At 31.7% G+C, this 24,765-nt stretch carries 28 protein-coding genes; 6 read left to right on the forward strand and 22 right to left on the reverse strand.

Going from position 1 to position 24,765, the window contains the following annotated elements; translation table 11 throughout:
* Positions 1 to 98: 98 nt before the first annotated feature.
* On the forward strand, positions 99 to 1,025 hold the full coding sequence (locus AAFP94_RS11340) for a S66 peptidase family protein (protein WP_316662849.1): 927 nt from the start codon (positions 99 to 101) through the stop codon (positions 1,023 to 1,025).
* A gap of 71 nt (positions 1,026 to 1,096) precedes the next feature.
* Here the strand turns inward: AAFP94_RS11340 and AAFP94_RS11345 are convergent, their stop codons facing one another.
* A complete protein-coding gene (locus tag AAFP94_RS11345) occupies positions 1,097 to 1,732 on the reverse strand; it encodes a formylglycine-generating enzyme family protein (protein ID WP_316662850.1) in 636 nt (211 codons plus the stop codon).
* Between the two features lie 303 nt (positions 1,733 to 2,035).
* Between AAFP94_RS11345 and AAFP94_RS11350 the strand changes: the two genes are divergently transcribed.
* Positions 2,036 to 2,395 carry a YraN family protein gene (locus AAFP94_RS11350; protein ID WP_316662851.1) on the forward strand — a complete coding sequence of 120 codons (360 nt, stop codon included), beginning with the start codon at positions 2,036 to 2,038 and terminating at the stop codon, positions 2,393 to 2,395.
* On the opposite strand, the gene AAFP94_RS11355 is transcribed toward AAFP94_RS11350, so the two are convergent.
* The gene (locus tag AAFP94_RS11355; RefSeq protein WP_316662852.1) at positions 2,392 to 3,726 is read right to left on the reverse strand and encodes a TlpA family protein disulfide reductase; all 1,335 of its coding nucleotides are present in this window, start codon (positions 3,724 to 3,726) and stop codon (positions 2,392 to 2,394) included. The two genes, AAFP94_RS11350 and AAFP94_RS11355, sit on opposite strands and share 4 nt — an antisense overlap.
* Positions 3,727 to 3,791: 65 nt before the next feature.
* Positions 3,792 to 7,193 (reverse strand): transcription-repair coupling factor, encoded by a 3,402-nt coding sequence (mfd, locus tag AAFP94_RS11360; RefSeq protein ID WP_316662853.1) that lies wholly within the window; start codon positions 7,191 to 7,193, stop codon positions 3,792 to 3,794.
* Positions 7,194 to 7,380: 187 nt separating this feature from the next.
* On the opposite strand from mfd, the gene AAFP94_RS11365 reads away from it, so the two are divergent.
* Positions 7,381 to 7,812, forward strand: a complete 432-nt coding sequence (locus AAFP94_RS11365) for a tellurite resistance TerB family protein (RefSeq protein WP_316662854.1) — start codon at positions 7,381 to 7,383, stop codon at positions 7,810 to 7,812.
* A gap of 322 nt (positions 7,813 to 8,134) precedes the next feature.
* Here the strand turns inward: AAFP94_RS11365 and fbp are convergent, their stop codons facing one another.
* Positions 8,135 to 9,139 (reverse strand): class 1 fructose-bisphosphatase, encoded by a 1,005-nt coding sequence (gene fbp, locus AAFP94_RS11370; RefSeq protein WP_316662855.1) that lies wholly within the window; start codon positions 9,137 to 9,139, stop codon positions 8,135 to 8,137.
* Between the two features lie 119 nt (positions 9,140 to 9,258).
* On the opposite strand from fbp, the gene AAFP94_RS11375 reads away from it, so the two are divergent.
* The 3 genes from AAFP94_RS11375 to AAFP94_RS11385 all read left to right on the forward strand — a co-directional run bounded on the left by AAFP94_RS11375 (position 9,259) and on the right by AAFP94_RS11385 (position 12,917).
* Complete coding sequence (locus AAFP94_RS11375) at positions 9,259 to 9,744, forward strand: GNAT family N-acetyltransferase (RefSeq protein WP_316662856.1); 486 nt, start codon at positions 9,259 to 9,261, stop codon at positions 9,742 to 9,744.
* Between the two features lie 8 nt (positions 9,745 to 9,752).
* On the forward strand, positions 9,753 to 11,003 hold the full coding sequence (locus AAFP94_RS11380; protein ID WP_316662857.1) for an aspartate kinase: 1,251 nt from the start codon (positions 9,753 to 9,755) through the stop codon (positions 11,001 to 11,003).
* A gap of 78 nt (positions 11,004 to 11,081) precedes the next feature.
* Positions 11,082 to 12,917, forward strand: coding sequence for a lysophospholipid acyltransferase family protein (locus AAFP94_RS11385; RefSeq protein ID WP_316662858.1), 1,836 nt, complete (start codon positions 11,082 to 11,084; stop codon positions 12,915 to 12,917).
* A 57-nt stretch (positions 12,918 to 12,974) separates the two neighbouring features.
* Here the strand turns inward: AAFP94_RS11385 and AAFP94_RS11390 are convergent, their stop codons facing one another.
* The 18 genes from AAFP94_RS11390 to AAFP94_RS11475 all read right to left on the reverse strand — a co-directional run bounded on the left by AAFP94_RS11390 (position 12,975) and on the right by AAFP94_RS11475 (position 24,703).
* The gene (locus AAFP94_RS11390; RefSeq protein ID WP_316662859.1) at positions 12,975 to 13,493 is read right to left on the reverse strand and encodes a GNAT family N-acetyltransferase; all 519 of its coding nucleotides are present in this window, start codon (positions 13,491 to 13,493) and stop codon (positions 12,975 to 12,977) included.
* Positions 13,450 to 13,947 (reverse strand): DUF6428 family protein, encoded by a 498-nt coding sequence (locus AAFP94_RS11395; protein WP_316662860.1) that lies wholly within the window; start codon positions 13,945 to 13,947, stop codon positions 13,450 to 13,452. Before AAFP94_RS11395 ends, AAFP94_RS11390 begins: the two co-directional genes overlap by 44 nt.
* Before the next feature lie 184 nt (positions 13,948 to 14,131).
* Positions 14,132 to 14,455, reverse strand: a complete 324-nt coding sequence (locus tag AAFP94_RS11400; protein WP_316662861.1) for an ArsR/SmtB family transcription factor — start codon at positions 14,453 to 14,455, stop codon at positions 14,132 to 14,134.
* A gap of 107 nt (positions 14,456 to 14,562) precedes the next feature.
* Positions 14,563 to 15,006 carry a DUF883 domain-containing protein gene (locus AAFP94_RS11405; RefSeq protein WP_316662862.1) on the reverse strand — a complete coding sequence of 148 codons (444 nt, stop codon included), beginning with the start codon at positions 15,004 to 15,006 and terminating at the stop codon, positions 14,563 to 14,565.
* A gap of 95 nt (positions 15,007 to 15,101) precedes the next feature.
* A complete protein-coding gene (locus AAFP94_RS11410; protein ID WP_316662863.1) occupies positions 15,102 to 15,866 on the reverse strand; it encodes a sulfite exporter TauE/SafE family protein in 765 nt (254 codons plus the stop codon).
* Between the two features lie 23 nt (positions 15,867 to 15,889).
* Complete coding sequence (locus tag AAFP94_RS11415; RefSeq protein ID WP_316662864.1) at positions 15,890 to 16,276, reverse strand: VOC family protein; 387 nt, start codon at positions 16,274 to 16,276, stop codon at positions 15,890 to 15,892.
* Positions 16,273 to 16,734 (reverse strand): DUF1801 domain-containing protein, encoded by a 462-nt coding sequence (locus tag AAFP94_RS11420; RefSeq protein WP_316662865.1) that lies wholly within the window; start codon positions 16,732 to 16,734, stop codon positions 16,273 to 16,275. The genes AAFP94_RS11415 and AAFP94_RS11420 overlap by 4 nt, the downstream gene beginning before the upstream one ends.
* A 3-nt stretch (positions 16,735 to 16,737) precedes the next feature.
* Entirely contained in the window at positions 16,738 to 17,109 is a 372-nt protein-coding gene (locus AAFP94_RS11425) for a VOC family protein (protein ID WP_316662866.1), read from the reverse strand.
* Between the two features lie 21 nt (positions 17,110 to 17,130).
* Positions 17,131 to 17,487, reverse strand: a complete 357-nt coding sequence (locus tag AAFP94_RS11430; protein WP_316662867.1) for a VOC family protein — start codon at positions 17,485 to 17,487, stop codon at positions 17,131 to 17,133.
* A gap of 19 nt (positions 17,488 to 17,506) precedes the next feature.
* Positions 17,507 to 17,968 (reverse strand): DUF4199 domain-containing protein, encoded by a 462-nt coding sequence (locus AAFP94_RS11435; RefSeq protein ID WP_316662868.1) that lies wholly within the window; start codon positions 17,966 to 17,968, stop codon positions 17,507 to 17,509.
* A gap of 104 nt (positions 17,969 to 18,072) precedes the next feature.
* Complete coding sequence (locus tag AAFP94_RS11440; protein WP_316662869.1) at positions 18,073 to 18,483, reverse strand: response regulator transcription factor; 411 nt, start codon at positions 18,481 to 18,483, stop codon at positions 18,073 to 18,075.
* 9 nt (positions 18,484 to 18,492) lie between these two features.
* Positions 18,493 to 19,428, reverse strand: coding sequence for a 2-hydroxyacid dehydrogenase (locus tag AAFP94_RS11445; protein ID WP_316662870.1), 936 nt, complete (start codon positions 19,426 to 19,428; stop codon positions 18,493 to 18,495).
* Positions 19,429 to 19,794: a cupin domain-containing protein gene (locus AAFP94_RS11450; protein WP_316662871.1), complete on the reverse strand. Its 366-nt coding sequence runs from the start codon at positions 19,792 to 19,794 to the stop codon at positions 19,429 to 19,431. It lies immediately after the preceding gene.
* Positions 19,795 to 19,910: 116 nt separating this feature from the next.
* On the reverse strand, positions 19,911 to 21,281 hold the full coding sequence (mgtE, locus tag AAFP94_RS11455) for a magnesium transporter (RefSeq protein WP_316662872.1): 1,371 nt from the start codon (positions 21,279 to 21,281) through the stop codon (positions 19,911 to 19,913).
* An 11-nt stretch (positions 21,282 to 21,292) separates the two neighbouring features.
* Entirely contained in the window at positions 21,293 to 22,075 is a 783-nt protein-coding gene (gene rsmA / locus AAFP94_RS11460; RefSeq protein ID WP_316662873.1) for a 16S rRNA (adenine(1518)-N(6)/adenine(1519)-N(6))-dimethyltransferase RsmA, read from the reverse strand.
* Positions 22,076 to 22,081: 6 nt separating this feature from the next.
* Entirely contained in the window at positions 22,082 to 22,405 is a 324-nt protein-coding gene (locus tag AAFP94_RS11465) for a DUF4286 family protein (RefSeq protein ID WP_316662874.1), read from the reverse strand.
* A gap of 1 nt (position 22,406) precedes the next feature.
* Positions 22,407 to 22,919: a GNAT family N-acetyltransferase gene (locus tag AAFP94_RS11470; protein WP_316662875.1), complete on the reverse strand. Its 513-nt coding sequence runs from the start codon at positions 22,917 to 22,919 to the stop codon at positions 22,407 to 22,409.
* 8 nt (positions 22,920 to 22,927) lie between these two features.
* Positions 22,928 to 24,703 carry a tetratricopeptide repeat protein gene (locus AAFP94_RS11475; protein WP_316662876.1) on the reverse strand — a complete coding sequence of 592 codons (1,776 nt, stop codon included), beginning with the start codon at positions 24,701 to 24,703 and terminating at the stop codon, positions 22,928 to 22,930.
* Between the last annotated feature and the right edge of the window lie 62 nt (positions 24,704 to 24,765).

Raw genomic sequence — 24,765 nt, forward strand, 5'->3', positions numbered from 1 at the left:
TTTTAAATCGCATGATATTTTTTGTTATTTGTATAGTTTTATTGCTCCCTAAAACAGCAGAAGCACATGAATCAATTTTATTTAATACCGATTCAACTATGAATAAAAAACTTATTCAACCACCATATCTTAAAGTTGGTGACACTGTTGCTATTGTTGCGCCTTCAGGTATTTTGAGCCATCGGGAAAAAGAAGTTAATCAAGCTATAGAATTGTTAAAACGTTGGGGTTTAAACGTAGTTGTTGGCAAGCATGTATTTAGCAAAGCCAATCATTTTGCTGGAACAGATGATGAACGTTGTGAAGATTTTCAAAAAGCAATTGATAATCCAAAAATAAAAGCTATTTGGTGTGCACGAGGTGGTTACGGAACTGTTCGGATTTTAGATAAATTAGATTATTCTAAATTAAAGCAAAGCCCTAAATGGTTAATTGGTTATAGTGATATAACCGCTTTGCACAATCAGTTTCACAATGAAGGAATTGAAAGTATTCATGCGTTGATGTGTACAAGCTTAACCGATGATTTATTAGAAATTGAAGAAACCATTGCAACGTTTAAAGATGCTATTTTTGGAAAACCCTTATCATATACTTTAGAAGGCTCTAAATACAATAAAGCTGGGAATAGCGTTGCACCATTAGTTGGTGGTAATCTTACAGTATTACACACAATGCTAGGTTCTAAAGAAAGTATTGATGTCTCTGGAAAAATATTGTTCATTGAAGAAATTGGTGAATACAAATACCATATAGACCGAATGTTACAAAGCTTAAAACGTGCTGGTTATTTTGAGAATTGTAAAGGTGTTATTGTTGGCGATATGACCAACCTGCGCAAAAATACGACCCTTTGGGGAACGTCTGTTGAACAATTAATTTTAGATGCTTTGTCTGGATACTATTTCCCAATTTCCTTTAATATGCCAGCTGGGCACGAAAAAGATAATCGTGCTATGATACTTGGGAGAACAGTTGAATTAATAGTTCAAAAAGATAAATCGACTATTGTTTTTAAAGAGTAATGGCCCAACACAATCAATTTGGAGAAAAGGTTATTAAAATAACTGCCTTCAAACCTTACTAACTAAAAGTCTTATTTATCCTTTGCAATTCTAAATCCAAAACCATCATTTCTAGTGTTTTTTGGTGGCTGGTACCTTACTTCAGGAAGATGAATGCCATACTCTAATGGTTGCCCATCTCGACCATAAGCATCATAAAACCAACTTAAGCCTTTAGATATCTTACCAGTGCCATCTTCAGGTCCTTGTGGATTTATTTTACTCACCAAGCTATCCTTTTCAGGATTATACCAATCAGAAACCCATTCGCTGACATTTCCTGTCATGTCATATATTCCCAACTCATTTGGTTTGAGTAAGCCAACATCGTGAAATGTACTATCTGAATTTTCTGCAACCCAACCTACTTCAACAGGATCGTTACTTCCACTATACCTGTATCCTTTACTTTTTTGTCCACCTTTTGCAGCATATTCCCATTCAGCTTCGGTAGGCAATCTTCCTCCAGCCCATTTTGCATAGGCATTGGCTTCATCCCAATTAGCCAACATTGGACTGTTGTCTTCCCATGTATATGTGCTTTCTTTACCAAAAGCAGTTTCAATTGGCGGTTCTGGCATTTCTCTATTGGTTTGTTTGCAAAATTCTTTGAATTGTGCCACAGTAATTTCATATCGGCTAATATAGAAGTCACTTAATTCTATCATACGTTTTGGGCTTGTGAATCCATAAACAGTATCGTTTGATGGGCTTATAATAAACTAATTTTTACCTTGCTTAAAAGTTCCTCCTTTGACGAAAACCCAATCTATCTCTACTTCTTTTAGCTCTTGTTTACAAGAATTAAAAATTAATAAGCACAGAATTATTTATGACAGGTATCTTACCATATTTAATTTTTTATCTAGTGTAAATTTAGATTAATCACTACTTAAAAATGTCAAAAAAGTGTCAAAAATTATTAAACTTTTGGTTTATTTGATTACTTTTTTGGCTTTAAGCGAAATAATATGGCACAACACAATCAACTAGGGAAAATAGGCGAACAACTTGCAGTAAATTTTCTATTGGAAAGTGGTTACGAAATTATAGAAAGCAATTACAGATTTGATAAAGCCGAAGTTGATATTATTGCAAAAAAAGAAGGTACACTTGCAATTATTGAAGTTAAAACACGCTCGACTTCAGAATTTGGAAAACCACAGGACTTTGTAAAACCCAAACAAATCCAGCGTTTGGTAAAAGCTGTTCATGAATATGTAACTGTTAACGAATTGGATGTTGAGGTTCGTTTTGATATTATTGCTATTGTAAAAGAAAAACAGAACTTCAATATTGAGCATATAGAAAATGCTTTTTATCATTTTTAAAGTTTCACAGATAGAGTAGCTTCTAATACTTCAAAGTCAAAAGGTTTGGCGATAATTTTTTTATCCTTGTTCAATAAAAAATATGTAGGTGTTGCCTTAACATTATAGCTTTTTGCTATTTTATTTTCCCATTTGTTTAACCCGAGAACATGTAAAAATTCTGGATACTTAATGGCTTCTTTTTTCCAATTTTCTGCTACATCTTCAAGACCAATAGCGATAACTTTTATTTTTCCCTTTGGAAGCTTTTTAACGTGTGATTGTAATTGAGGTATTTCATCTAAACAATGAGAACACATACTGCTCCAAAACAGGACAATGTAATTTTCAGCAAGGTCAATTTCACTTAATTGTTTAGAAACAAACTCTTCACCTTGCTTAATTCTTAAAGTAAAATCTGGAGCTTTATTGCCAATTGAAAGGCTTTTAAACAAAGCCATTCTGTTTAATAGTTCAGTATTATTCAACTGTTTTGCTATTTGACCTAAATACTTATCTGAAATATGATTGGCAACGCTATCATAACCAGCATCTGCCATTTGTTGCCATAACACTTCTAAAATTTTTTGTTTAATAATAGGTTTTGCACTCTTCAATGCTTTATTAACTTCATCGATATTGGTTATATAATTTGAAGCTTCATCCTTATCTTCTGTTGTTATACCGAAAACATAATTAAGCGTTCTTTCAATCAAGAAATTTGAGCTTTGTAGAATAGTATCGTTAAAATTTACATGATCAAAAAAGTGAATTTTTAAATTGTTAATGTATTCATCATAAGTCTCATATTTTTTTGGAATATAAGGCTTGTTTGCCTTTATAAAATGATAAGCTATTGTGCCTTTGGCATCTGTTTCAAACTTTGATTGTGTTTTTCTTTGATTCTTGAAAATGTCTTTCAGTACCAAAGTATCATTGCTGTCTTCAACAAAGTAATTTCCAATGTCTTGACTTATTAAAGACATACTTATAGTATAAGACGTCACTAATTGGTTTTCAATAGATTTTTGATATGATATCCCTGTTTCAGTATTGAATTTGAATTCTACATCTTCTTTTGCATTATAAATAATATCGAAATTATACTCTTCTTCAGGAATGGCATATACCAATTTATACATGCCACTCGAAGCCGTTGAATCTAATACTATATTAAATGAACCTTTTTCATCTATTGGTGCATGAGTGATATAATGTAATTGGGCTGGGCTGATTTTATAAATTATAGCATTTTTATATCCAATATTTGGAGAAATGTTCCCTTTTATTGAATGTTGGCAAAACATCCAAACTGGCATTAAAACTGCAAATAGCACTATTTTTTTAAACACTGTTTTTTTATTAAAGACTCAATAAAATTTTAAAGGTCACATTTTAAAATTAATGACGACAAGAATCAAGCCACAATTGATTGCATCGCATCCAATGCTTTTTGTATGGTTTTTATATGGTCAAAAGTAATTAAAAGTCTCAATCCTACTCTAGTCTGTTTCTCTTTAATTTTACATAATTTTGGATTATTTTGAACAAACTGTAAGACCTTGGTAAAATCTTTACTGTTGTAAAATTGGCTTTTTTGGTCGCTAATAAAATAGCCAACTAGTTTACCATATTTCATTACCACTTTTTCTAACCCAATTCTTGTAGCCAACCACTTTATACGAACACTATTTAACAAATCAACAACTTGAATTGGTAATTCTCCAAAACGGTCAATAATTTCGGTTTCAAATTTAAGAAGTTCTTCTTCTGTTTTAATATTATTTAGTTGTGTGTATAGATTTAACCGTTCTGTGATATTATTTACGTAATTATCTGGAAATAATAGCTCAAAATCTGTATCAATAGTAATGTCTTTTACATATTCTTTGTCTTTACCATCGTCTTGATACAGGTCTTTAAATTCATTTTCTTTTAATTCTTCTATGGCTTCATTTAGTATTTTTTGGTAAGTGTCAAAACCAATATCATTAATAAAGCCACTTTGTTCTCCTCCTAGTAAATCACCAGCACCTCTAATTTCAAGGTCCTTCATTGCTATATTGAATCCGCTTCCTAATTCGGTAAATTGTTCTAAAGCAGTAATTCGTTTTCTTGCATCATTGGTCATTGCAGAATATTCCGGAGTAATAAAATAACAAAATGCTTTTTTATTACTTCGTCCTACGCGACCTCTCATTTGATGCAAATCACTCAATCCAAAATTATTGGCATTATTGATAAAAATAGTATTGGCATTTGGAACATCAAGACCACTTTCTACAATAGTTGTACTAACCAAAACATCAAATTCGCCATTCATAAAAGCAAGCATCAATTGCTCCAGTTTTCTGCCATCTAACTGTCCGTGACCAATTCCAATCTTTGCATCAGGTACTAAACGCTGAATAAGACCAGCCACTTCTTTAATGTTTTCTATACGATTATGAATGAAGAATATTTGACCTCCACGTTGAATTTCGTATGAGATAGCATCTCTAATGGTTTCTTCATTAAAACGTATAACATGACTTTCTATTGGATAACGATTTGGTGGTGGCGTTGTAATTACAGACAAATCTCTCGCTGCCATTAAACTAAATTGAAGCGTTCTTGGTATTGGCGTCGCGGTAAGCGTAAGGACATCTACATTTTCTTTTAAAGTTTTTAGTTTTTCTTTAACTGCAACACCAAATTTTTGTTCTTCATCTACAATAAGAAGTCCTAAATCTTTAAACTTTACATTTTTATTCACCAATTGGTGCGTGCCAATAATAATATCTAAACCTCCACTTTCAAGTTGCTCTAATGTTTCACGTTTTTGTTTTGTGGTTCTAAATCTGTTTAAATAATTAACTGTAACTGGAAAATCTTTTAAACGTTCTGTAAACGTTCTGTAATGTTGATAGGCCAAAATGGTTGTCGGCACTAAAACTGCTACTTGTTTCCCATTATCTACAGCTTTAAAAGCTGAGCGAATAGCCACTTCTGTCTTTCCAAAACCTACATCTCCACAAACCAATCTATCCATTGGACGTTCGCTTTCCATATCGGCTTTAATATCATCGGTCGCTGAACTCTGATCTGGAGTGTCTTCATACAAAAAAGAGGCCTCAAGCTCATGTTGCATATAGCTGTCTGGATTGTACTGAAAACCTTTTTCTAGCTTTCGTTTTGCATAAACCTTAATCAAATTAAATGCAATTTCTTTAACTCTAGATTTGGTTTTTTGCTTAAGGGTTTTCCAAGCTTTACTTCCTAACTTATATATTTTTGGTGGCTTACCATCTTTACCATTAAACTTTGTGATTTTATGAAGAGAATGAATACTTAAATACAAGATGTCGCGTTCGCCATAAACCAATTTAATGGCTTCTTGTTTTTTACCTTCAACATCAATTTTTTGGAGCCCGCCAAACCTGCCTATACCATGATCAATATGGGTTACATAATCACCAATCTCTAGATTTGTTAACTCCTTAAGGGTAATGGCTTGCTTTTTGGCATAACCATTTTTAAGATGGAACTTATGATAACGCTCAAAGATTTGATGGTCTGTGTAACAGGTTATTTTATTATCATGGTCTACGAATCCTTGATATAAGGATAATACAATGGTTTTGTAATAAACTTCCTGTTCTACATCTTCAAAAATATCGTGAAAACGTTTGGCTTGTTGCTCACTTACACAAGCAATATAATTGGTATATCCGTTATCATGATTTATATTCAAATTATCAATTAATAAATTGAATTGCTTATTAAATGAAGGCTGTGGTGTAGTGTTGAATTCTATGGTCTTGTCATTGCGCGGAGCTAGTGTCGTGGTAATCTCTGTTGAATCAATAGATTCTTCTCTTCGCTCTGAATGACAAAATAATGACGTGGTTCCAAATTCCACTAAATTGAAATCTAATAATTGCTTTTTTAACAACCCTGAATTACAAAACAATTCTTCAGGTTCTGCATGTTTTATTTCTGAACTAAGATTTTTGAATGCTTCTCCTGCTTTACTATAAAAGTCATCAATTCTTGAAAAGAATAAATCTGAATTTTTAACAAAAACAACTGTTTTAAAAGCTATATAATTTAAAAAACTCTGTCGTTTTTCTTCCAAAAACTTATTAGCAACATTAGGAATTATATTTATTTTCTTTATCTGTTCTGTTGATAGTTGGGTTTCAACATCAAACGTTCTTATACTATCCACCTCATCCCCAAAAAATTCAATTCTGTAAGGCTCATCATGCGAATAAGAAAACACATCAACAATACCGCCACGAACAGAAAACTCTCCTGGTTCTGTAACAAAATCTACACGTTTGAACTGATATTCAAATAAAACTTCATTTACAAAATCGATAGAAAGATTATCATTTACAGAAATTTTCAGCGTATTTTTTTCCAGCTCTCGACGAGTTACTACTTTTTCAAAAAGGGCGTCTGGATAGGTCACAATTATTGCAGGTTTTTTTCGTGAGTTAATTCTATTCAAAACCTCTGCTCTCAATAGCACATTGGCACTATCTGTTTCTTCAATTTGATAAGGTCTTCTATAACTTCCTGGATAAAAAAGAATGTCCTTATCATTAAGTAAAATCTCCAGGTCATTTAAATAGAAGGCCGCCTCTTCTTTATCATTAAAAACTATAAGGAATGGTTTGTTCGCCTCTTTAAAAGCTTCAATAACTACAAATGATAATGAAGATCCTGTTAGGCCTTTTAGAAAGGTTTTGCTTTCATTTTTTGCAATAGAAGTTTGCAGATTTTGCGTTTGCAAAGTCTGTGCATAAGTTTGCGAGAGAACCCATTTACTCACTCAACTAAATTTTAGGCAAATATAAAATTTTGTTCATGAGTTTATTGATAAAAACTATTAATAAAATTATATTTACTCTGAAAATTTTAAATAAATATTTAGGATTGAGTGAACCTACTTTATTGCTTCTTAATTATTAAAAAAAGAAAAATAATATGTAGGTTTGCACCACTTAAAAAAAGAATTTATGTCAATTTCAGATTTATTTGATAGTGGATTTAGAAAAAGAAATCAAGACCACTTTGCTGCGATTGTTAGAGTTGCAATGGATGATGGTATTATTTCCGAAGATGAAAAGGAATTTTTAGACCGATTAGCTAGAAATTTAGATATTTCAGAATCAACTTATAAAGAAATTTTAAAAGATTATAAATCCCATCCCATTAATCCACCTATTTCTTACGACCATAGGTTAGAGCGTCTTTATGATTTAGCTAGAATGGTCCATGTTGATCATATTAAAGATGATAACGAAAGAATTCTATTAAAAAAAATAGCTGTTGGTTTAGGATTTACTCCAGAAAATGTAGAATACATAGTTGATAAAGCTTTAACAGTTGTATCCTATGGCGTTGGTCTTGATACCTTTATTGATGAAATGAAAAACATGAATAAATAATAATTATTTAGAAATTATAAAAAGCGAACCTATTTGTTCGCTTTTTTTATTCCTCACATTCAAATTTCTAAAATTTAACGAAATGTCGTAGCCTCGGTTACGAAATATCGCTTTTAAGCTATTTTTAGTAATTCAAACAAATCGAGAATTGGATTTATATAATTGATTATCAATTATTTATGATATTGGCATGTGAAATGTTATAAAGAAATCATGTATAAATCTATAACTTATGAAAACAATCGAATCTAAAAAAATAAATGTTATAACATTTGGTCTAATAGTAAACACGATAATTCTATTAACAATAATTTTAGAAGCTCTATAAAGATTGCATAAACTCTTCAGCCTTTTCAACCATGTTTTTGCTCCCGCAAATAAAAGGTACTCTTTGGTGCAGTTCCGTTGGCTCTACCTCCATTATTCTTCTAAAACCATCACTGGCTTTTCCATTGGCTTGCTCTGCTAAAAATGCCATCGGGTTACACTCGTAAAGCAAACGCAGTTTACCATTTGGATCTTTGGAAGTTGTTGGGTACAAATAAATTCCTCCTTTTATCATATTTCTATGAAAATCTGAAACTAAAGAGCCAATGTATCTGCTTGTATAAGGCCTATCTCCTTCTTCCATCTGGCAATATTTTATATAATTTTTTATGCCTTGTGGAAAATGGACATAGTTACCTTCGTTAACAGAATAAATTTTCCCTTCATCTGGAAACGTCATATCAGGATGTGATAAATAAAATGTACCCATGGCTGGGTTTAATGTAAAGCCATTAACACCATGTCCTGTAGTATAAACAAGCATGGTCGACGTACCATAAATAATATATCCTGCTGCCACTTGTTGACTTCCTTTCTGTAAAAAATCTTTAATGGTTACTGGAGTTCCTACAGGTGTGACGCGTCTGTAAACCGAAAAAATAGTGCCTACTGAAACGTTTACATCTATATTGGTAGAGCCATCAAGCGGATCTATTAAGACAATATATTTGTTCTGATTATTTTCGTCTTGACTGTTTATACTGATAAAATCGTCTTCTTCTTCGCTGGCAATACCACAAACAATATTTCTATTAGTAAGTGTTTGAATAAATTTATCATTAGCATAAACATCCAATTTCTGTTGATCTTCTCCTTGCACATTGGTTTCTCCATAATTTCCAATAATATCGACTAAACCAGCTTTGTTTACTTCATGATTAACAACTTTTGCGGCAAGTCTGATAGAATTAATGAGTCTAGACAATTCGCCAGAAGTATATTTAAATGATGATTGATTTTCTATAATAAATTCACCAAGAGTCTGGTTTTTTTGAGACATAACATTAAAATTTGCTTTTGCAAATATTGGTTTTTTTTTAAACTACTACAACGTTTTCGTAAAATTAAAATAGTATTTAATAAAACTGTTTAAACTATCTTTGCGTTGATTTAAAAATTATGAGTTTTAGTATACGAAAAGCGGAAAAAAAAGACGCACAAACTATTTTAAGTTTAATACAACATTTAGCACATTTTGAAAGGGAACCTGAAGTTGTAGAGGTTACCGTAGAAGAAATAGAAAGAGATGGATTTGGTAAAAACCCTTTATTTCAAACGTTACTAGCAGAAAAAGATGGTGATGTTGTTGGTATGGCACTCTACTATTATAGATATTCCACTTGGAAAGGAAAAACTATTCATCTGGAAGATTTAATCGTGTATGAACACATGCGAAAGCAAAACATAGGGACCGCATTATATGATGCCGTATTAAAACAAGCCTATAAAGAAAATGTACGTCGAGTAGAATGGGTGGTATTAGATTGGAATACTCCAGCAAGAGATTTCTATATTAATTCTGGTGCTAAAATTTTAGAAGGTTGGGAAACAGTACAAATGGATCAAAACAGTTTAATACAATATATATCAAATCGAGGTAATTAAACAGTATAATGCAAGTATTTAAATTTGGTGGAGCATCTGTAAAAGATGCTAATGGGGTAAAAAATTTAGCATCAGTATTAAAAACCGTAGGCTATAACAATACTTTGGTAGTTGTTTCTGCTATGGGCAAAACAACAAATGCTTTAGAGGCTGTAATTAAAAACTATTTTGAAAATAAAAGTGAATTACAAAGTTCTCTGCAAGAAGTAAAGAAGTATCATAATGCTATTTTACTAGATTTATTTGATGATGAAAATCATGTGGCATTTAATAAAGTTTCAACTCTTTTTCAGGAATTAGACAGCTTTTTAGGAAGGAACAAATCACCAGATTATAACTTTATTTATGATCAAACCATTAGCTATGGAGAATTGATTTCAACCACAATAATTAGCGAATATTTAAACACTATCAATCTAAAGAACAATTGGATAGATGTTCGTGAGTTTATCAAAACTGATAATTATTACAGAAGAGCTAATGTTGATTGGAATCTTACTCAACAAATGATATCATCAAATTTTAATACCGGTGTTTTGAACATTACCCAAGGCTTTCTAGGTAGTGATGCCAACAACTTTACAACAACACTTGGCAGAGAAGGAAGTGACTATACTGCAGCCATTTTTGCTTACTGTTTAAATGCTACTGGTGTCACCATTTGGAAAGATGTTCCTGGAGTTTTGAATGCCGATCCTCGTTATTTTGAAAACGCTCAACTCATAAACAAAATCTCTTATAGAGAAGCCATTGAATTGGCATTTTATGGAGCATCAGTAATTCATCCAAAAACTTTACAACCGCTTCAGGGTAAAGAGATTCCTTTGTTTGTAAAATCTTTTCTAAATCCTTTAGAACCGGGCACAATGGTAGGAAAAGGCATAGGTATAGATCCGATTGTACCTTGCCTGATTGTTAAAAAAGATCAAGTATTAATCTCATTATCTTCGTTAGATTTCTCATATATCGTAGAAGAGAATATTAGTCATATTTTTGGTTTATTACATGACTATAAAATGAAAGTTGATGTTATTCAGAATTCAGCGATAAGTTTTTCTGTTTGTGTGGATAATATCTACAATAATTTGGAAAAGTTACTTCAGCATTTAAAAGCCAAATTTAAAGTAACCTGCAATGAAAACGTATCCTTATACACGATTAGACATTACAATCAAAGTGTTATTGATCAACTTGAGAAAGATAAGACAGTTTTTTTAAAACAAATTACACAAGAAACCGTTCAAATAGTTACAAAATAGAGAAGAAGCATAGTAATTTCATTCCAATTAATGTAAAAAATTTTAATTAGGTTTGTATTTCTCTCAAATTAAGAAACTATGGGATTGGTAACCGCTAAAGAAGTAGCCATTGCAATTCATGCTGATAAGTATGGGTTTATGGGTACTTTTTTTGGTTGGATACTCATGAAACTACTTAAAATCTCTACTCTTAATAAAATTTACAACCGAAATAAGCATTTAAATCATTTAGAATTTTTAGATGGAATTTTAAACGAATTCCAGATTAAATTTGAAATCCCTGACGAAGACCTAAAACGATTGCCAAAAGAAGGCGCTTATATTACCATTTCCAATCACCCTTTAGGAGGTATTGATGGTATTTTGCTTTTAAAACTCATGCTCGAGCAAAGAGAGGATTTTAAAATTATTGCTAATTTCTTACTTCATCGAATAGAGCCAATGAAACCATATATTATGCCTGTTAATCCTTTTGAAGACAGAAAAGATGTAAAGTCTAGTATTACTGGTTTTAAAAATTCACTTTTACATTTAAATGAAGGAAAGCCTTTGGGCATTTTTCCTGCTGGTGAAGTCTCAACCTACAGAGATGGAAAACTTGTTGTAGATAAACCTTGGGAAGAAGCTGCTATAAAACTTATTCAAAAATCTAAAGTCCCAGTAGTTCCAATATATTTTCATGCAAAAAATAGTAGGTTGTTTTATCAGTTATCTAAAATTAGTGACACGTTTAGAACGGCCAAATTACCATCAGAACTTTTAACTCAAAAAAGAAGAGTTATAAAAGTGCGAATTGGAAGGCCAATCCCTGTAGCTGATCAAGAAGAGCATACTTCTCTCAAGGAATTTTCAGAATTCTTACGTAGAAAAACTTATATGCTTTCCAATGCATTTGAAACACCCAAAAGATTAGAAACTATTTCTTCTACACTTAAAGTTCCTAAAATTCCAAAGAAAATTGTAACTCCTGTGAGTTTGGATGACATGATTAAGGAAATTAAAGATTTGCAAAGTGGCGATTTTAGACTACTAAAAAGCAAAAACTATGAAGTGTATTTAGCTCCTGCAAATAAGGTCCCAAATATTTTACGTGAAATTGGAAGATTACGTGAAATAACTTTTAGAGAAGTAGGAGAAGGCACCAATGAGGCCATCGATCTAGATAAATTTGATACTTATTATCACCACATGTTTCTTTGGGATAATGATAGCAACATAATAGTCGGCGCTTATCGTATGGGTTTAGGGTCTAAAATTTTTGAAATGTATGGTATTGATGGTTTTTATCTTCAAGACCTTTTTAGGTTTGAACCCGAACTCTATAAAATGATGAGCCAATCCATTGAAATGGGACGAGCATTCATTATTAAAGATTACCAACAAAAACCTATGCCTTTATTTTTACTTTGGAAAGGTATAGTACATACTACACTGCGCTATCCTGAACACAAGTTTTTAATCGGTGGTGTGAGTATCAGTAATCAATTTTCTAACTTCTCAAAATCGTTAATGATAGAGTTTATGAAATCTCATTATTACGATCCCTACATTGCTCAATATGTACACCCAAAAAAAGAATTTAAGGTAAAACTAAAAGATGCTGATAAAGATTTTGTGTTTGATGAAACCGAAGCAGATCTTAACAAATTTGATAAAATCATAGACGAGGTTGAGCCAGGAGCTTTACGATTACCCGTTTTACTTAAAAAGTATATTAAACAAAATGCAAGGTTGGTTGCTTTTAACGTTGATCCATTATTTAATAATGCTGTTGATGGATTGATGTATATAAAAATTGCCGATTTACCAGAAAGCACAGTAAGACCTGTTATGGAAGAGTTCCAAGCAGAGCTAGAGCAGAGGTTTTCAGAGCAAAATGATACTGAAAACAACGGTGCAGATACTAATCTGTAAAATTTCTAATTTATTTTTATTCTCTTTTCCAATCTTCATATAAGCTTCACATTGTATTTAATTCACTATTTTACTTCGCCTTTCAAGAAAATGATTGTCGTACCATTTATTATTTATTTGACCTATTCTTTCCTTAACACCAACGACTCTAAAACCACATTTTTTGTGCAAATTAATGCTCACTACGTTTTCTGAAAAAATTGATGCCTGCAATGTCCAAAAACCAGCAACTTCACTTTGCTTAATAAGCTCTTCCAATAATATTTTACCAATACCATTTCCTTGATAATCTTTATCAACATAAAGTGTGACTTCTGCAACACCTCGGTATACATGCCTTTTAGAAACTAATGACAATACCCCAAAACCAACAACTTCATTATATAGAGTTGCAACAATTCTGCAAGATTCAACGTACTTTTTATTCCAAGTATCAAAATCAGGAACTTCAGTTTCAAAAGTAGCTATTCCTGTGGCAATCCCATCAGCATAAATTTTTGAAACTGAAGTCCAATCTTGTTTTGTTAATGGCCTAACAACAATTTCCATCGGGAGAACAGCAAGGTTCTGATTCAACTGCTACAACCTCTTTTTCCTCTTCATTGCAACAAACACTTTTTGCTTTACAATCTGTTTTTTCAACAACTAACTTAAAAATTAAATTGTTGCCTTGTATTTCAAAATCGTTAACAAATAGTTGTGCTGTATGAAATGTTGCGTTGCTATATTCAAACTTTACTTCTGCGTCTAAAAAATAAGGTTTTATGGTACCTACTTTTTCTAAAATTGATAACGCCTTGTTCACTTTCATGAAATTTCTTTTACCAATTTCTAGAGGACTTTCCCAAAGCTGGATTACAGTTTCATTCCATGCATCTGTTTTAGCTCCACAATCAACCGAATCAATTGAAGTGTGCTTTATTTCGGTGATATGATAATTTGTTCCTACAAACTCATTAGGTGCATATTCAAATAACAACGCTTTATCTTGATGTTGTTGCAAAATGTTAAATAATTCTTGTGTTCTCATTTTTATATTTTTTAAAGATTTGTTACTATTTAGTTAAGACCATTGATTCAAAATATCCAATCGAAAATTTATTAATGTTTTCACAACACTTTTTATAAACTACTTTTGTTTTATTCTTTAAAGCTTTCAATTGTTCTTTTTTCGTTCTTTTATTTATTGTATTCATAATATTTGTTTTTAAAGGTTAACAACAATTAGATTTTGTTGTATTAAAAAATGTGTTTAATTCATTTTGCAAGGTCGTCCATAATTCCAAGTTAATACAGTAACACATGCGCTTGCCTTCAACTTCACCTTTTAGTAAACCAATTGTTTTCAATTCTTTTAAGTGCTGTGAAATTGTGGCTTGTGCCAACCCTATTTCTTCAACCAGATCATTACATATACATGCGTTTTGCTGACTAACATATTGCAGTATAGCAACTCTTGCTGGATGGCCTAAAACTTTAAAGTACTGCGCAAGTTCATTTTGTTTCTGTGTAAATATTTGTGTTTTTGTAGTTCCCATAATCTAACATTTAATGGTACAAATATACAAAAATATTTTAATATTGCAATATTACGATATCAAAATATTTAAAATAAGCTGAAATTAGTTTTTTCAGCTTATTAATATTATAAAGATTTAAACCAATCTTGAAACTGCTTTCCGAGTAAAAAAATCGGTTTAGTGTTTCCTCCAATTGCTCCTATCAGACTCATAACCCATAGTATAAGTACAAGTATCCAGCCTATAACGTTTATTAGCGGAATAAAGCTTACAATAAAAGCTAGAATAAAAATCCCTAAAGTCTGTCTAACATAAAAAGAACCAAACTCGGTTTTATTATTGGTATTCATTACAAAAGCGATTATCCAGCCAATAATAGTAATATGCGCAATTATAGCTATGTTTTTTCCATCGCTTAAAACTTCTTTTGCGTCATCAGCAAACTCACTAGCTTTTTCTTTGGCTTCTTTTGCAAATTCTTCTGCTTTATCCGCAGCTTTTTTCGCTCCTTCTTTTGCGTCGCCTAACATTTCGTTAAGGTCATCGCTTAATTTTTTTTCGTCAGACATGATAGTACTTTTTGATTAGTGATTTTAAAGGTAGTGAAAATTCAATTCTCTACATATTATAAGTATTTCAAATTAATATAACGTTACAATTTATTTTATCTGAAGAATAAAATTACACCTCCAATTGCTGTTACTATTAATATAAAACGTCTATAATTTATATTTGAAATGAACTTAACAATGAAAGCTCCCAATAAAAATCCGAAGACAACTACAGGAATTAAAACAGTATTTAAAATAAGTGTTTCTTTAGTAACTGTTTTCCAGACAAAAAAATGAAATGGCAATTTAAAAACATTTATAATAAAAAATAACCAAGCAGCTGTACCAATAAATTCGTTTTTAGGAAAACGCATTGCAAGGAAGTAAATGTTAGAAATGGGCCCAGCCAAATTACCTATCATTGTTGTAAATCCTGCTAAGAAACCCATTCCACTTGAAAACAACTTGTTTGTTGGTACTTTGTCAGATTTTCTGTTCTCTGATATAAACATGATAATAACCGAACCTATTATAATAATGGCCATAAGCCTTTTAAAGATTATCTCTGAAATATCATTACCAATCCATACACCTACCAAAACACCTATGATCATCCATGGAATAAGTATTTTAATATACTTCCATTGTGCATGCCTGTTGTAATAAACAACTGCAAAAATATCAGCACTAATTAACATTGGAAGTAAGATGCCTGTTGACGCTTTTTCACCAAAAACAAAAGCCAGAATAACTACAATTATAATACCTATCCCTTTTATACCAGATTTTGATAATCCCAATAAAAAAACTGCACAACCAACGGCCGCCCATTGAAATACAGTTAAATTATAAGATTGAAGTATCTCTATGTAAATCACTAAAGTTTATTACTTATACACTGCTAAAGAAACGCACTGTCTATTGGTTCCCAAAGTTCTATTTTATTTCCATCGTTGTCCATTATCCATCCAAACTTTCCATAATCGTATTCTTCTATATCTCCAATAATGGTTACCCCTTCATCTTTTAAGACTTTTAAAAGTTGTACTAAATTTTCTACACGATAATTGAACATAAAATCCTTTTTTGAAGGCTTGTAATATTTAGTGTCTTCCGCAAACGGACTCCATTGCGTAGAGCAATCTTCTCCATGCTTATCCTTCCACCAGAATGTACAACCATAATCATCTGTATTAAACCCAAGGTGTTTTTTGTACCAATCTTTTGTAGCTTTTGGGTCTTTGGCTTTAAAAAACAAACCTCCAATGCCTGTAACTCTATTTTTCATTTATTTTTTTTAATTGCTGTTTCATAAACACTTATCCATTCATCAACTGTCATTTTTTGGCACAATTCACCAATAAGTTCAAAAGGAATTTCTTCCATATTTTTAAACCTTATACAGCTTTTTCCCATATCTAATTTCCTTTTACATTGTTTTGGATATTCACCAACAAACCAATCGTGCAGCTCTGGGATGGTATAAATGCCACTATGATAGAGGTTAATTGAATTTTTTTGAGACGCAAAACTCATAAATGGTAATGGTTCACTTGGTGTACAATGATATCCATCTGGATAAATGCTATGAGGCACATAATAACCTATCATCCCATACTGAATACCTTCTTCAAAACCTTTAGGCAGGTTCTTATTGATAGTCTTGCGAAGTTTCTTTAAAGCTTCTTGTCGCTCTTCTGGAACTTGAGAAATATAATCTTCTGCTGATGTTGCTTTATATTGCATAACTTATACGTGTTGGTCTATTAATATGGTGTTTCCATCTGGATCATACAATACAATGCTTGCAGGTCCAGAAGTATTTTCGTCTGCTTCTCTTTCAAGTTTTAAGTTTTTACTTTTGAGTTCTTGCTGAATTTTTCTTACATCAGTAAAGGAATTTAACTTGTTAGCGCTCTCATCCCAACCAGGATTAAAGGTTAATATATTCTGCTCAAACATACCTTGAAACAATCCTATTAACGCCTTCCCGTTTTTCATAATGAGATAATTCATTTTAATGTCTCCAGCGAAAACGGAAAATCCTAAATGCTCGTAAAATTCTTTTGAAGCGTTAATATCTTTAACACTTAAACTCATTGAAAATGCTCCTAAACTCATATTTCTAGTTTTATTTTAATATTAGTCATTGTTTAAAGGGGTAAGCAGTCCAACTGTATTTCCCGCTACGTCTTGAAACCAAGCAAATGTTCGACCATTTGGCAATTCTATTGGATTGACAAGAACTTTACAACCTTTAGATTCGATTAGCTTTAGATCTTGAACTATAGTTTCAGTTTGAATGTAGATAGTAATGTAATTGTCAACTTCGCTTACCAAATCAGTGATATGCCCTGGAATTCCATTTTCTGGGTTTGAATTTATTGATGCTAAATTGTTATTTGTGACAATATCCCAACCAAAAACATTCTTGTAAAATGCAATCGTTTTAGGTAAATTATCACAGCCAATTTTAAAATGTATGACAGGTTTACTCATTTTTTATTGTTTTAAAAACCTATTTACGTTGTAGAATTAATCCTGAAATTAAAGAAATAATAAATCCTATTATAGTAACTAGTATAAGCATAAATATTGCTGCTGTACCACTGGTCATTTCAAAAACCTCGTCTTCTCTTCCTTGTTCAATTAGCATTTTTTCATAATTATCGAAAAAAGAAGGATCTATAAATTTTGTATAAATAAAATCTGCTATGGCAATACCAATTCCCACTAATAAAGAAATAAGAACACCAATAGCTATGGCTTTACCTAAAGTAATGCTTCCATTATTAATTTTATCTCGATAATGTTTAATCCCAAAAAAGACAAATGATAATGACAGAAATATAGACACATATCCTAAAATTTCATTTGTAGAATAGTCTAAATTATTAATGCCTAAAACCAGATGCAAAGTAAAAATAATTGCACCTGTTAAAAGTCCGTAAAGACCATATTTAATTACTGTGCTTTTCATAAATATTCATTTTTAAATTGATCCCCAAAAGTACTTTGAGTTGATCGAAATCTATTCATACTAAAGTACTAAAGTGCTCATACTTTAGTCTAAAAGTACTTATTTTAAATGATTTGTAAGTCTTTTGCTATTTGAAGCGCATGTGTGCGACGTTTGGCATTCAGTTTTACCAAAAGATTCGAGACATGAGTTTTTATAGTACTTTCGGAAACAAATAATTTATTAGCTATTTCTTTATTTGATAACCCATCTGAAATTGCCAGCAAAACTTCATATTCACGTTTACTAATCTCTAATTCTTCAATTTTCTTATAGTTTATTTCTGTAGAAGAATTCATCTGTTTATTTAAACTTCTCTTATTTAAATATACACCTATAAAAAAGAAAACAACTGCAATAACAGCAACTACAATTTCTACATTTAAGTTGCCAGAAATCATAGCATAATTACTTAACTGAAACAGCAAGAGTAAAGCAAAAATCAATAAAGCAAAAACAAGAATGGTTTTCTTCACACCTGAAAGTTAACAAAATTTAGCTTTAATTTTATCTACAATTGTTTGCGCTAATTTTTCTTTACTCTCTTTGGTCCAACCAGCTACATGAGGTGATAGCATTACGTTTTCTGAATTTATTAAATATTGAAAAGCTTCTGGTAACTCTGAAGAAAATAAAGTTTCAAAAGATGATTTTTCGTATTCTAAAACATCCAAACCAGCTCCCAGAATTTTTTTAGTTTTTAAAGCATCAACCAAATCATGGGTAACAACACTTTTGCCACGAGCAGTATTTATAAGCCAAAATGGTTTAGAAAATTGATTGATAAATGTCTTGTTTACCATTCCTAATGTTAATGGTGTTTCTGGTGTATGCAAACTCAAAACATCAGTATGTTTCTGGAGCAGTTGCAAAGATACTTGCTTACAGTATTCATCACCAACATTGTCTTTAATATCATAACAAATAAGCTCGACATCAAAGCCTCTTAATTTTTTTGCAAAGGCCTTACCCATATTGCCATAACCTATTAATCCAACTGTTTTTCCATCGAGTTCGATACCACGATTTTCTTCTCGTTGCCATTTACCTTGTCTAACTTCATGATCTGCCTTGTTAAGTTTGTTGAATAAAGACAAAAGCATTCCTAATGCATGTTCGCCAACCGCATTTCGGTTGCCTTCTGGAGCAGCAATAAGAGCAATGCTCTTTTTTTTAGCATAATTACAATCAATATTTTCTAATCCTGCACCAACACGACCAATAAATTTTAAGTTGACTGCTTTGTCTAAAAATGCTTTATCTATGGTAAATCGACTTCTTAAGACGATACCATCATAGTCCTGAATTTTAGTTTCAATATCTTGTTTTGAAGATGTGTAATCTTCATGATTAGTAAAACCTAAATCATTTAGTTGATTAATTAATAAAGGATGATTGGTATCAAGGTGAAGGATTTTCATCTAGATTTCAGGATAATGTGTTTGTGTTTTTTCATGTTGTACATTTCCAGTATGCGCTGTATGCAATTTTTCAAAGAGCAACACATGAACTTCTTCGCCTTTTTTAGTACAAGGATTATGCTCTACTCCTTTAGGGACTACAATAATTTCTCCTTCCTTAACCACTTCTGTCCTATCTCTAAATTGCATATATAATGTTCCTTTTACAACTTGAAACAATTCATCTTCATCTTCATGACTATGCCATACAAATTCACCTTTAACTTTTGCTAGAATTACCTGCATATCGTCTACCACTGCAATTTGATGTGGATGCCAGTTTTTACTAAACTTTGTAAACTTCTCTTGGATGTTTATTGGTTTCATGTTGTAAAATTACACATTTTCCTGTCAATGCGAATGTAATAAAGTAACCTCATGAAAGTAAACGAGAATCATAAACAGATTACGACGTCACTTCGTTTCTCGTAATGACGAATGGGTTAAATACCGAGAATCATTTTAGCAATCCAGAAGTAAATTAGGATTCCAAAGATATCATTACTTGTAGTAATGAATGGCCCCGTTGCAATTGCTGGGTCTATACCGCGTTTGTCTAAAAACAAAGGCACAAATGTCCCTATTAAGCCAGCAACAATAATTACTGCTACCAGAGAAATAGAAATAGCTAGTGCTGTATTCATATCGCCTTTTGTGGCCCAAACAAATAAGAATAAAAAAATCGCAAGAATAAATCCATTGAGAGCAGCTAGAAACATCTCTTTCAATAATCTGCTATTTATGCTTCCTTTAACGTCATCGTTTGCTAAACCTTGAACAATAATTGCACTAGATTGTACACCTACATTTCCAGCCATAGCTGCAATTAATGGTGTAAAGAAGAATAAAACGGCATACTTGCTGAAGGATTCTTGAAATCCTTCCATAATTAAAAATGCGCCAACTCCTCCTAAAAGCCCAAGAAACAACCAAGGCAATCTAGCTCTTGTAAGCTGAAAAATACTATCATCATGCTCTACATCGCTAGTTATACCAGCTGCTAATTGATAATCCTTTTCAGCTTCTTCTTTCATGACATCAACGATGTCGTCAATAGTGATTCGTCCTAATAACACTTGATTATCGTCTACAACTGGAATAGCTTCCAAATCGTATTTTTGCATCACTTTTGCAACGTCTTCAACATCATCATTTACATTTACTGAATCTACATTTGCGTTTGAGATTTCAGCAATTTTTTGTTCACTTTTAGCAGTAATAAGGTCTTTTAAGGACAATCTGCCTATCAGTTTTTCTTCTTTATTTACTACATAAATGGAATGTACTCTGGTTACATCTTTGGCTTGCCCTCGAATTCTTCGCATGCATCCAGCAACCGTCCAAGTTTCATACACCTTAACCAGTTCTTTTGCCATAAGTCCACCAGCTGTATCTTCATCATAGGCTAAAAGTTCTTGTATTTCAGCTTTGTGCTCTTCGTCTTCAATTTGAGAAATTACAGCTTTCTGGCGATCTTCAGGCAATTCGGCAATCATGTCTGCCGCATCATCTGTATCTAGTTCCTCTATCTCTTCAGCTATTTCTTTTGCTGAAAGGTTTTTTAAAACTTTTTCTCTAATGTCTTCATCAAGCTCCGTTAAAATATCTGAAGTGGTTTCAGAGTCTAAAAGTTTAATGATATAAATAGCATCTTCTAAATCTAGTTCGTCAAGAATTTCAGCAATATCGGCGTAATGGAAATCATCTAATAAATGATGAAGTTCTTTATCGTTTTTTTCTACAATAAGTTGTTCTACCTGGCTGATTAGTTCATCAGATAATTCAAATAATATTTTCTCGTTTTCTTCAGACAACTTTAAAAGATTTAACGGTTTAAATCGTCCACTCCAACTAATTGCGTAAGTGCAATAAATTCATCAACAGTTAATTGTTCTGGACGTTTGCCAAATATAACATTTGCTTTTAAATTATCTGACAAATTAAATGTTTTTAAACTATTACGAAGGGTTTTACGTCTTTGCTGAAATGCTTGTTTTACTACTTTAAAAAATAATGTCTCATCACATGGTAAGATGAAGTTTTCTTTTCTTTTTAGCAATAAAACTCCAGAATCTACTTTAGGTGGTGGATTAAAAACTTGTGGAGGCACTGTAAATAAATACGATGATTCATAAAAGGCTTGTGTTAATACCGAAAGTATTCCATACACCTTATTTCCTTCTTTCGAACATATACGTTGTGCTACTTCCTTTTGGAACATACCTGAAAATTCAGGTATTTGATTTCGCATTTCTAAAACCTTAAAAACAATTTGTGACGAAATATTGTAAGGGAAATTTCCTATTATAGCAAAAGTTTCTTCTTTGAAAACTTGCTTTAAATCATATTTTAAAAAGTCTTGCTCTATAATTCTATCAGCAAGTTTGAGATACTCATTCTTAAGATATTCAACCGATTCTGAATCTATTTCTATAACATGAGTAATAATATCTTTTTGTAGCAGGTATTTTGTTAGTACTCCCATTCCTGGACCAATTTCTAAAACATGCTCATAACCAGAAAATGATAAGGTGTCAGCTATTTTTTTTGCAATGTTTTCATCCTTTAAAAAATGTTGTCCTAAATGTTTCTTTGCTCTTACAGACATAGATTTTTAGTTGAAGTTTACGGTATATTCATCAACTATTTGAAGTTCTGTTCTAAAGGCTAGCATTTTGTCTGCAAATTTCTTTAAACCATCATTTCTTAATCTTTCAGCATCTTCTTTATAATACGCATCCAAAGCATCTCGAGAATAGGATCTATATTGAATTGAGTAGGTATGTCCTCCCATTTCTTCTTCTACCAATACTTTGGTGAGTATTGCCTTATCGAACTTGCCGGTAGCTAATACTTCTGGTATGTGTTCTTTTATCCAAGCTAGCCATTCGTCATGGATACTCTCATCAATATTGGCTGTAACGTTGTAAATTATCATTTTAAAGTTTTTTTGAAAATAACAAAAGTTCTTCATCATTCTCAAAGGGTTTTATCTTTTTTTCAAAAGACAAACCAACCTTTTCTAACAAATGAATAGATGATTTGTTGGTTGGTAATGTTATGGCAACAATTCTTTTTAAATTGAATTGTCGCTTTGCTATATTCAAAATTTCTACAGACGACTCATATCCAAACCCTTTTCCTTCATATTCAGGTAACATTGCAAAACCGATATCTACGTCATCTAATTCTTCTCTCTTTACTATTCCGCAAGTTCCTATTGCTTTGTTCCTTTCTGATTTTAACTCCAGTTTGTAAAACCCAAATCCAAATTCCTTGTAGCTTTTAATAGCGCCATTTTTAAGATACTCTTCAGCATCTTTTACCGATTTCAAATTTCTGTCACCAATATATTTTATCCAATTAGGAGAATTAGCCAACTCTAAAAAAAAGGATGCGTCGTTCTTGGTGAATTTTTTTACAAAGAGTCTTTCGGTTTCAGCTACACACATTTCATGAACTAATTTATCGCATCTCCACGAAGTGCCCTGAAACTTTTTCTGGAATCTACAAAATAGATACTATCTGCATGATTAAAGATGATTTGCTCATAAAGTTCCTTGGCTTTTTCTGGCTGATCTAATTTGTTTGCATATAGTTCTGCTAACGAGAAAATAGCATCATCTATCAAAATACTATCGCTATAATTTTTAATGATGTTATTGTAATTGTTATCAGCTTTTTCAAATTCCTGCTTTTTAACAAACAATTGTGCTTGCTTTAATAATGCTTGCGGTATTATAGTTTCCGTTTTATGCTCCTCTAAAATTTTATCTAATAATACTATTGCTTCATCATTCTTGTTTTGAAATGCCAATAAGTCTGCTTTAGCATATAGTTTTAAAGCAACCTGTAACGAATCATCGTACTTATTATCAGAAATAAGAAGCTTTAAATCCAAGGCATCATTGGCTATTAATTGTGATGTGGAAGATTTTAAAATCTTTAATTGAGATTCGGCCCATTGAAAGTCTCCTTTGTAGTAACTCGTTTTTGCGACTCTAAATCTTGCATCTTGAGAAATGGTGCTGTTTTTTAAGTTACGTTGTATTTGTGTATAGTAAATGAGTGCTTCATTAAACTTTTCTTGTAGCACCAAAATATCTCCAAGCTCTATTTTAACTTGGGCTTGTTGAAATGTAGAAAGTTGTAATAATAAGGTTTCTTTTAAAAAGGAAGTAGCTTTATCTGGTTCGTTCATATAAAAAGCCAAAAAATGTCCATAGGCTATTTGTAATTGAAGCGTTTGAGAGAATTTACCATATTCATCAAATAATGTTAAAAACTTTTGTTGAATGTTATTATAATCTACTTCATGTCCATAGGTTAGTTCCAACTGAAGTAAATTATAATGTGCGTCAAGCTTTGTGTCTATATCTTGAGCTGTATCAATTAAATAATGGAATATTTCATTGGCAATTTCGTTTTCATTTTCATTTACAGCAATAGAAGCTAGTTCTTCAATTCTGTCCAAACTTTCTGGTTGGCGGTTAAAGATAGCTTTCTCTTGCATAAAGGCTTTTCTGAAATCCTTTTGTTGAATAAACAGCCAGCTTAACATTTCATTCCATAATAAATCAGGTTCTTCCTGGATTTTCTTCAAAAGTATTTTTCGAAGGGTTGCATTGTTTTCATTAGTGCTATTTTCACTAATAAAATCACTTATAACACGTTTAATATTGTTTAAGTAAGATGGATTGAATTTAACAAATTGAACATAAGCTGTAAACATTTTTTCAATGTCTCCTTGCTCTCCATAAATTTGGGCTAGTTGCATATCAAAGTTAAGATCTGGAGCCAATGTCATGGCATTCTCATAAGCGGTAATAGCTAGATCTAATAATGAATGATCAACAAAAGACTGTGCTACAGAAAACACATAGCGTGCGTTTATGTTAAGACTCTCTAACGCTTTATTATAATTTATGTTTGCATTAGTAATATCATCTTTGAGCTGATAATTATACCCTAATTCTACATACAATGATGGATAGTTAATTCGTTTTAGTTGATTTAATATTAAAGATTCCGATTCATCATATTGTTCTAGTTGCTGATGAGTCTTTACCAGCTGAACTAAATAACTTACATTACCAGGATTTGCATCATGCAATCTTTGGAAAGACGATAGAGCTTTTTCAAATTCTCCTTTCTTAAAATACTCTTTTGCTAAAATATCATCTTGTGCAAATGCAACACATGATATTAAAAAAGTTATTGTTAAAAGAAATCTCATTTGTAGAGTTTGTGTAAATATAACAAATGTGTAAAGCAGAAATTGTAAATATTATTATAAAA

It is taken from the genome of Gilvirhabdus luticola, from assembly GCF_040117515.1.
GTDB classification, from domain to species: Bacteria; Bacteroidota; Bacteroidia; order Flavobacteriales; family Flavobacteriaceae; genus Gilvirhabdus; species Gilvirhabdus luticola.

Coding starts and splice junctions, on each gene's coding strand:
- AAFP94_RS11340 (WP_316662849.1), top strand. CDS start 99: ATGAATAAAAAACTTATTCAACCACCATATCTTAAAGTTGGTGACACT.
- AAFP94_RS11445 (WP_316662870.1), bottom strand. CDS start 19,428: ATGAAAATCCTTCACCTTGATACCAATCATCCTTTATTAATTAATCAA.
- AAFP94_RS11350 (WP_316662851.1), top strand. CDS start 2,036: ATGGCACAACACAATCAACTAGGGAAAATAGGCGAACAACTTGCAGTA.
- AAFP94_RS11425 (WP_316662866.1), bottom strand. CDS start 17,109: ATGAGTTTAGGAGCATTTTCAATGAGTTTAAGTGTTAAAGATATTAAC.
- AAFP94_RS11385 (WP_316662858.1), top strand. CDS start 11,082: ATGGGATTGGTAACCGCTAAAGAAGTAGCCATTGCAATTCATGCTGAT.
- AAFP94_RS11405 (WP_316662862.1), bottom strand. CDS start 15,006: ATGTCTGACGAAAAAAAATTAAGCGATGACCTTAACGAAATGTTAGGC.
- fbp (WP_316662855.1), bottom strand. CDS start 9,139: ATGTCTCAAAAAAACCAGACTCTTGGTGAATTTATTATAGAAAATCAA.
- AAFP94_RS11375 (WP_316662856.1), top strand. CDS start 9,259: ATGAGTTTTAGTATACGAAAAGCGGAAAAAAAAGACGCACAAACTATT.
- AAFP94_RS11400 (WP_316662861.1), bottom strand. CDS start 14,455: ATGGGAACTACAAAAACACAAATATTTACACAGAAACAAAATGAACTT.
- AAFP94_RS11450 (WP_316662871.1), bottom strand. CDS start 19,794: ATGAAACCAATAAACATCCAAGAGAAGTTTACAAAGTTTAGTAAAAAC.
- rsmA (WP_316662873.1), bottom strand. CDS start 22,075: ATGTCTGTAAGAGCAAAGAAACATTTAGGACAACATTTTTTAAAGGAT.
- AAFP94_RS11435 (WP_316662868.1), bottom strand. CDS start 17,968: ATGAAAAGCACAGTAATTAAATATGGTCTTTACGGACTTTTAACAGGT.
- AAFP94_RS11380 (WP_316662857.1), top strand. CDS start 9,753: ATGCAAGTATTTAAATTTGGTGGAGCATCTGTAAAAGATGCTAATGGG.
- AAFP94_RS11420 (WP_316662865.1), bottom strand. CDS start 16,734: ATGCAATATAAAGCAACATCAGCAGAAGATTATATTTCTCAAGTTCCA.
- AAFP94_RS11470 (WP_316662875.1), bottom strand. CDS start 22,919: ATGTGTGTAGCTGAAACCGAAAGACTCTTTGTAAAAAAATTCACCAAG.
- AAFP94_RS11395 (WP_316662860.1), bottom strand. CDS start 13,947: ATGAGAACACAAGAATTATTTAACATTTTGCAACAACATCAAGATAAA.
- AAFP94_RS11345 (WP_316662850.1), bottom strand. CDS start 1,732: ATGATAGAATTAAGTGACTTCTATATTAGCCGATATGAAATTACTGTG.
- AAFP94_RS11475 (WP_316662876.1), bottom strand. CDS start 24,703: ATGAGATTTCTTTTAACAATAACTTTTTTAATATCATGTGTTGCATTT.
- AAFP94_RS11465 (WP_316662874.1), bottom strand. CDS start 22,405: ATGATAATTTACAACGTTACAGCCAATATTGATGAGAGTATCCATGAC.
- AAFP94_RS11415 (WP_316662864.1), bottom strand. CDS start 16,276: ATGAAAAATAGAGTTACAGGCATTGGAGGTTTGTTTTTTAAAGCCAAA.
- AAFP94_RS11430 (WP_316662867.1), bottom strand. CDS start 17,487: ATGAGTAAACCTGTCATACATTTTAAAATTGGCTGTGATAATTTACCT.
- AAFP94_RS11365 (WP_316662854.1), top strand. CDS start 7,381: ATGTCAATTTCAGATTTATTTGATAGTGGATTTAGAAAAAGAAATCAA.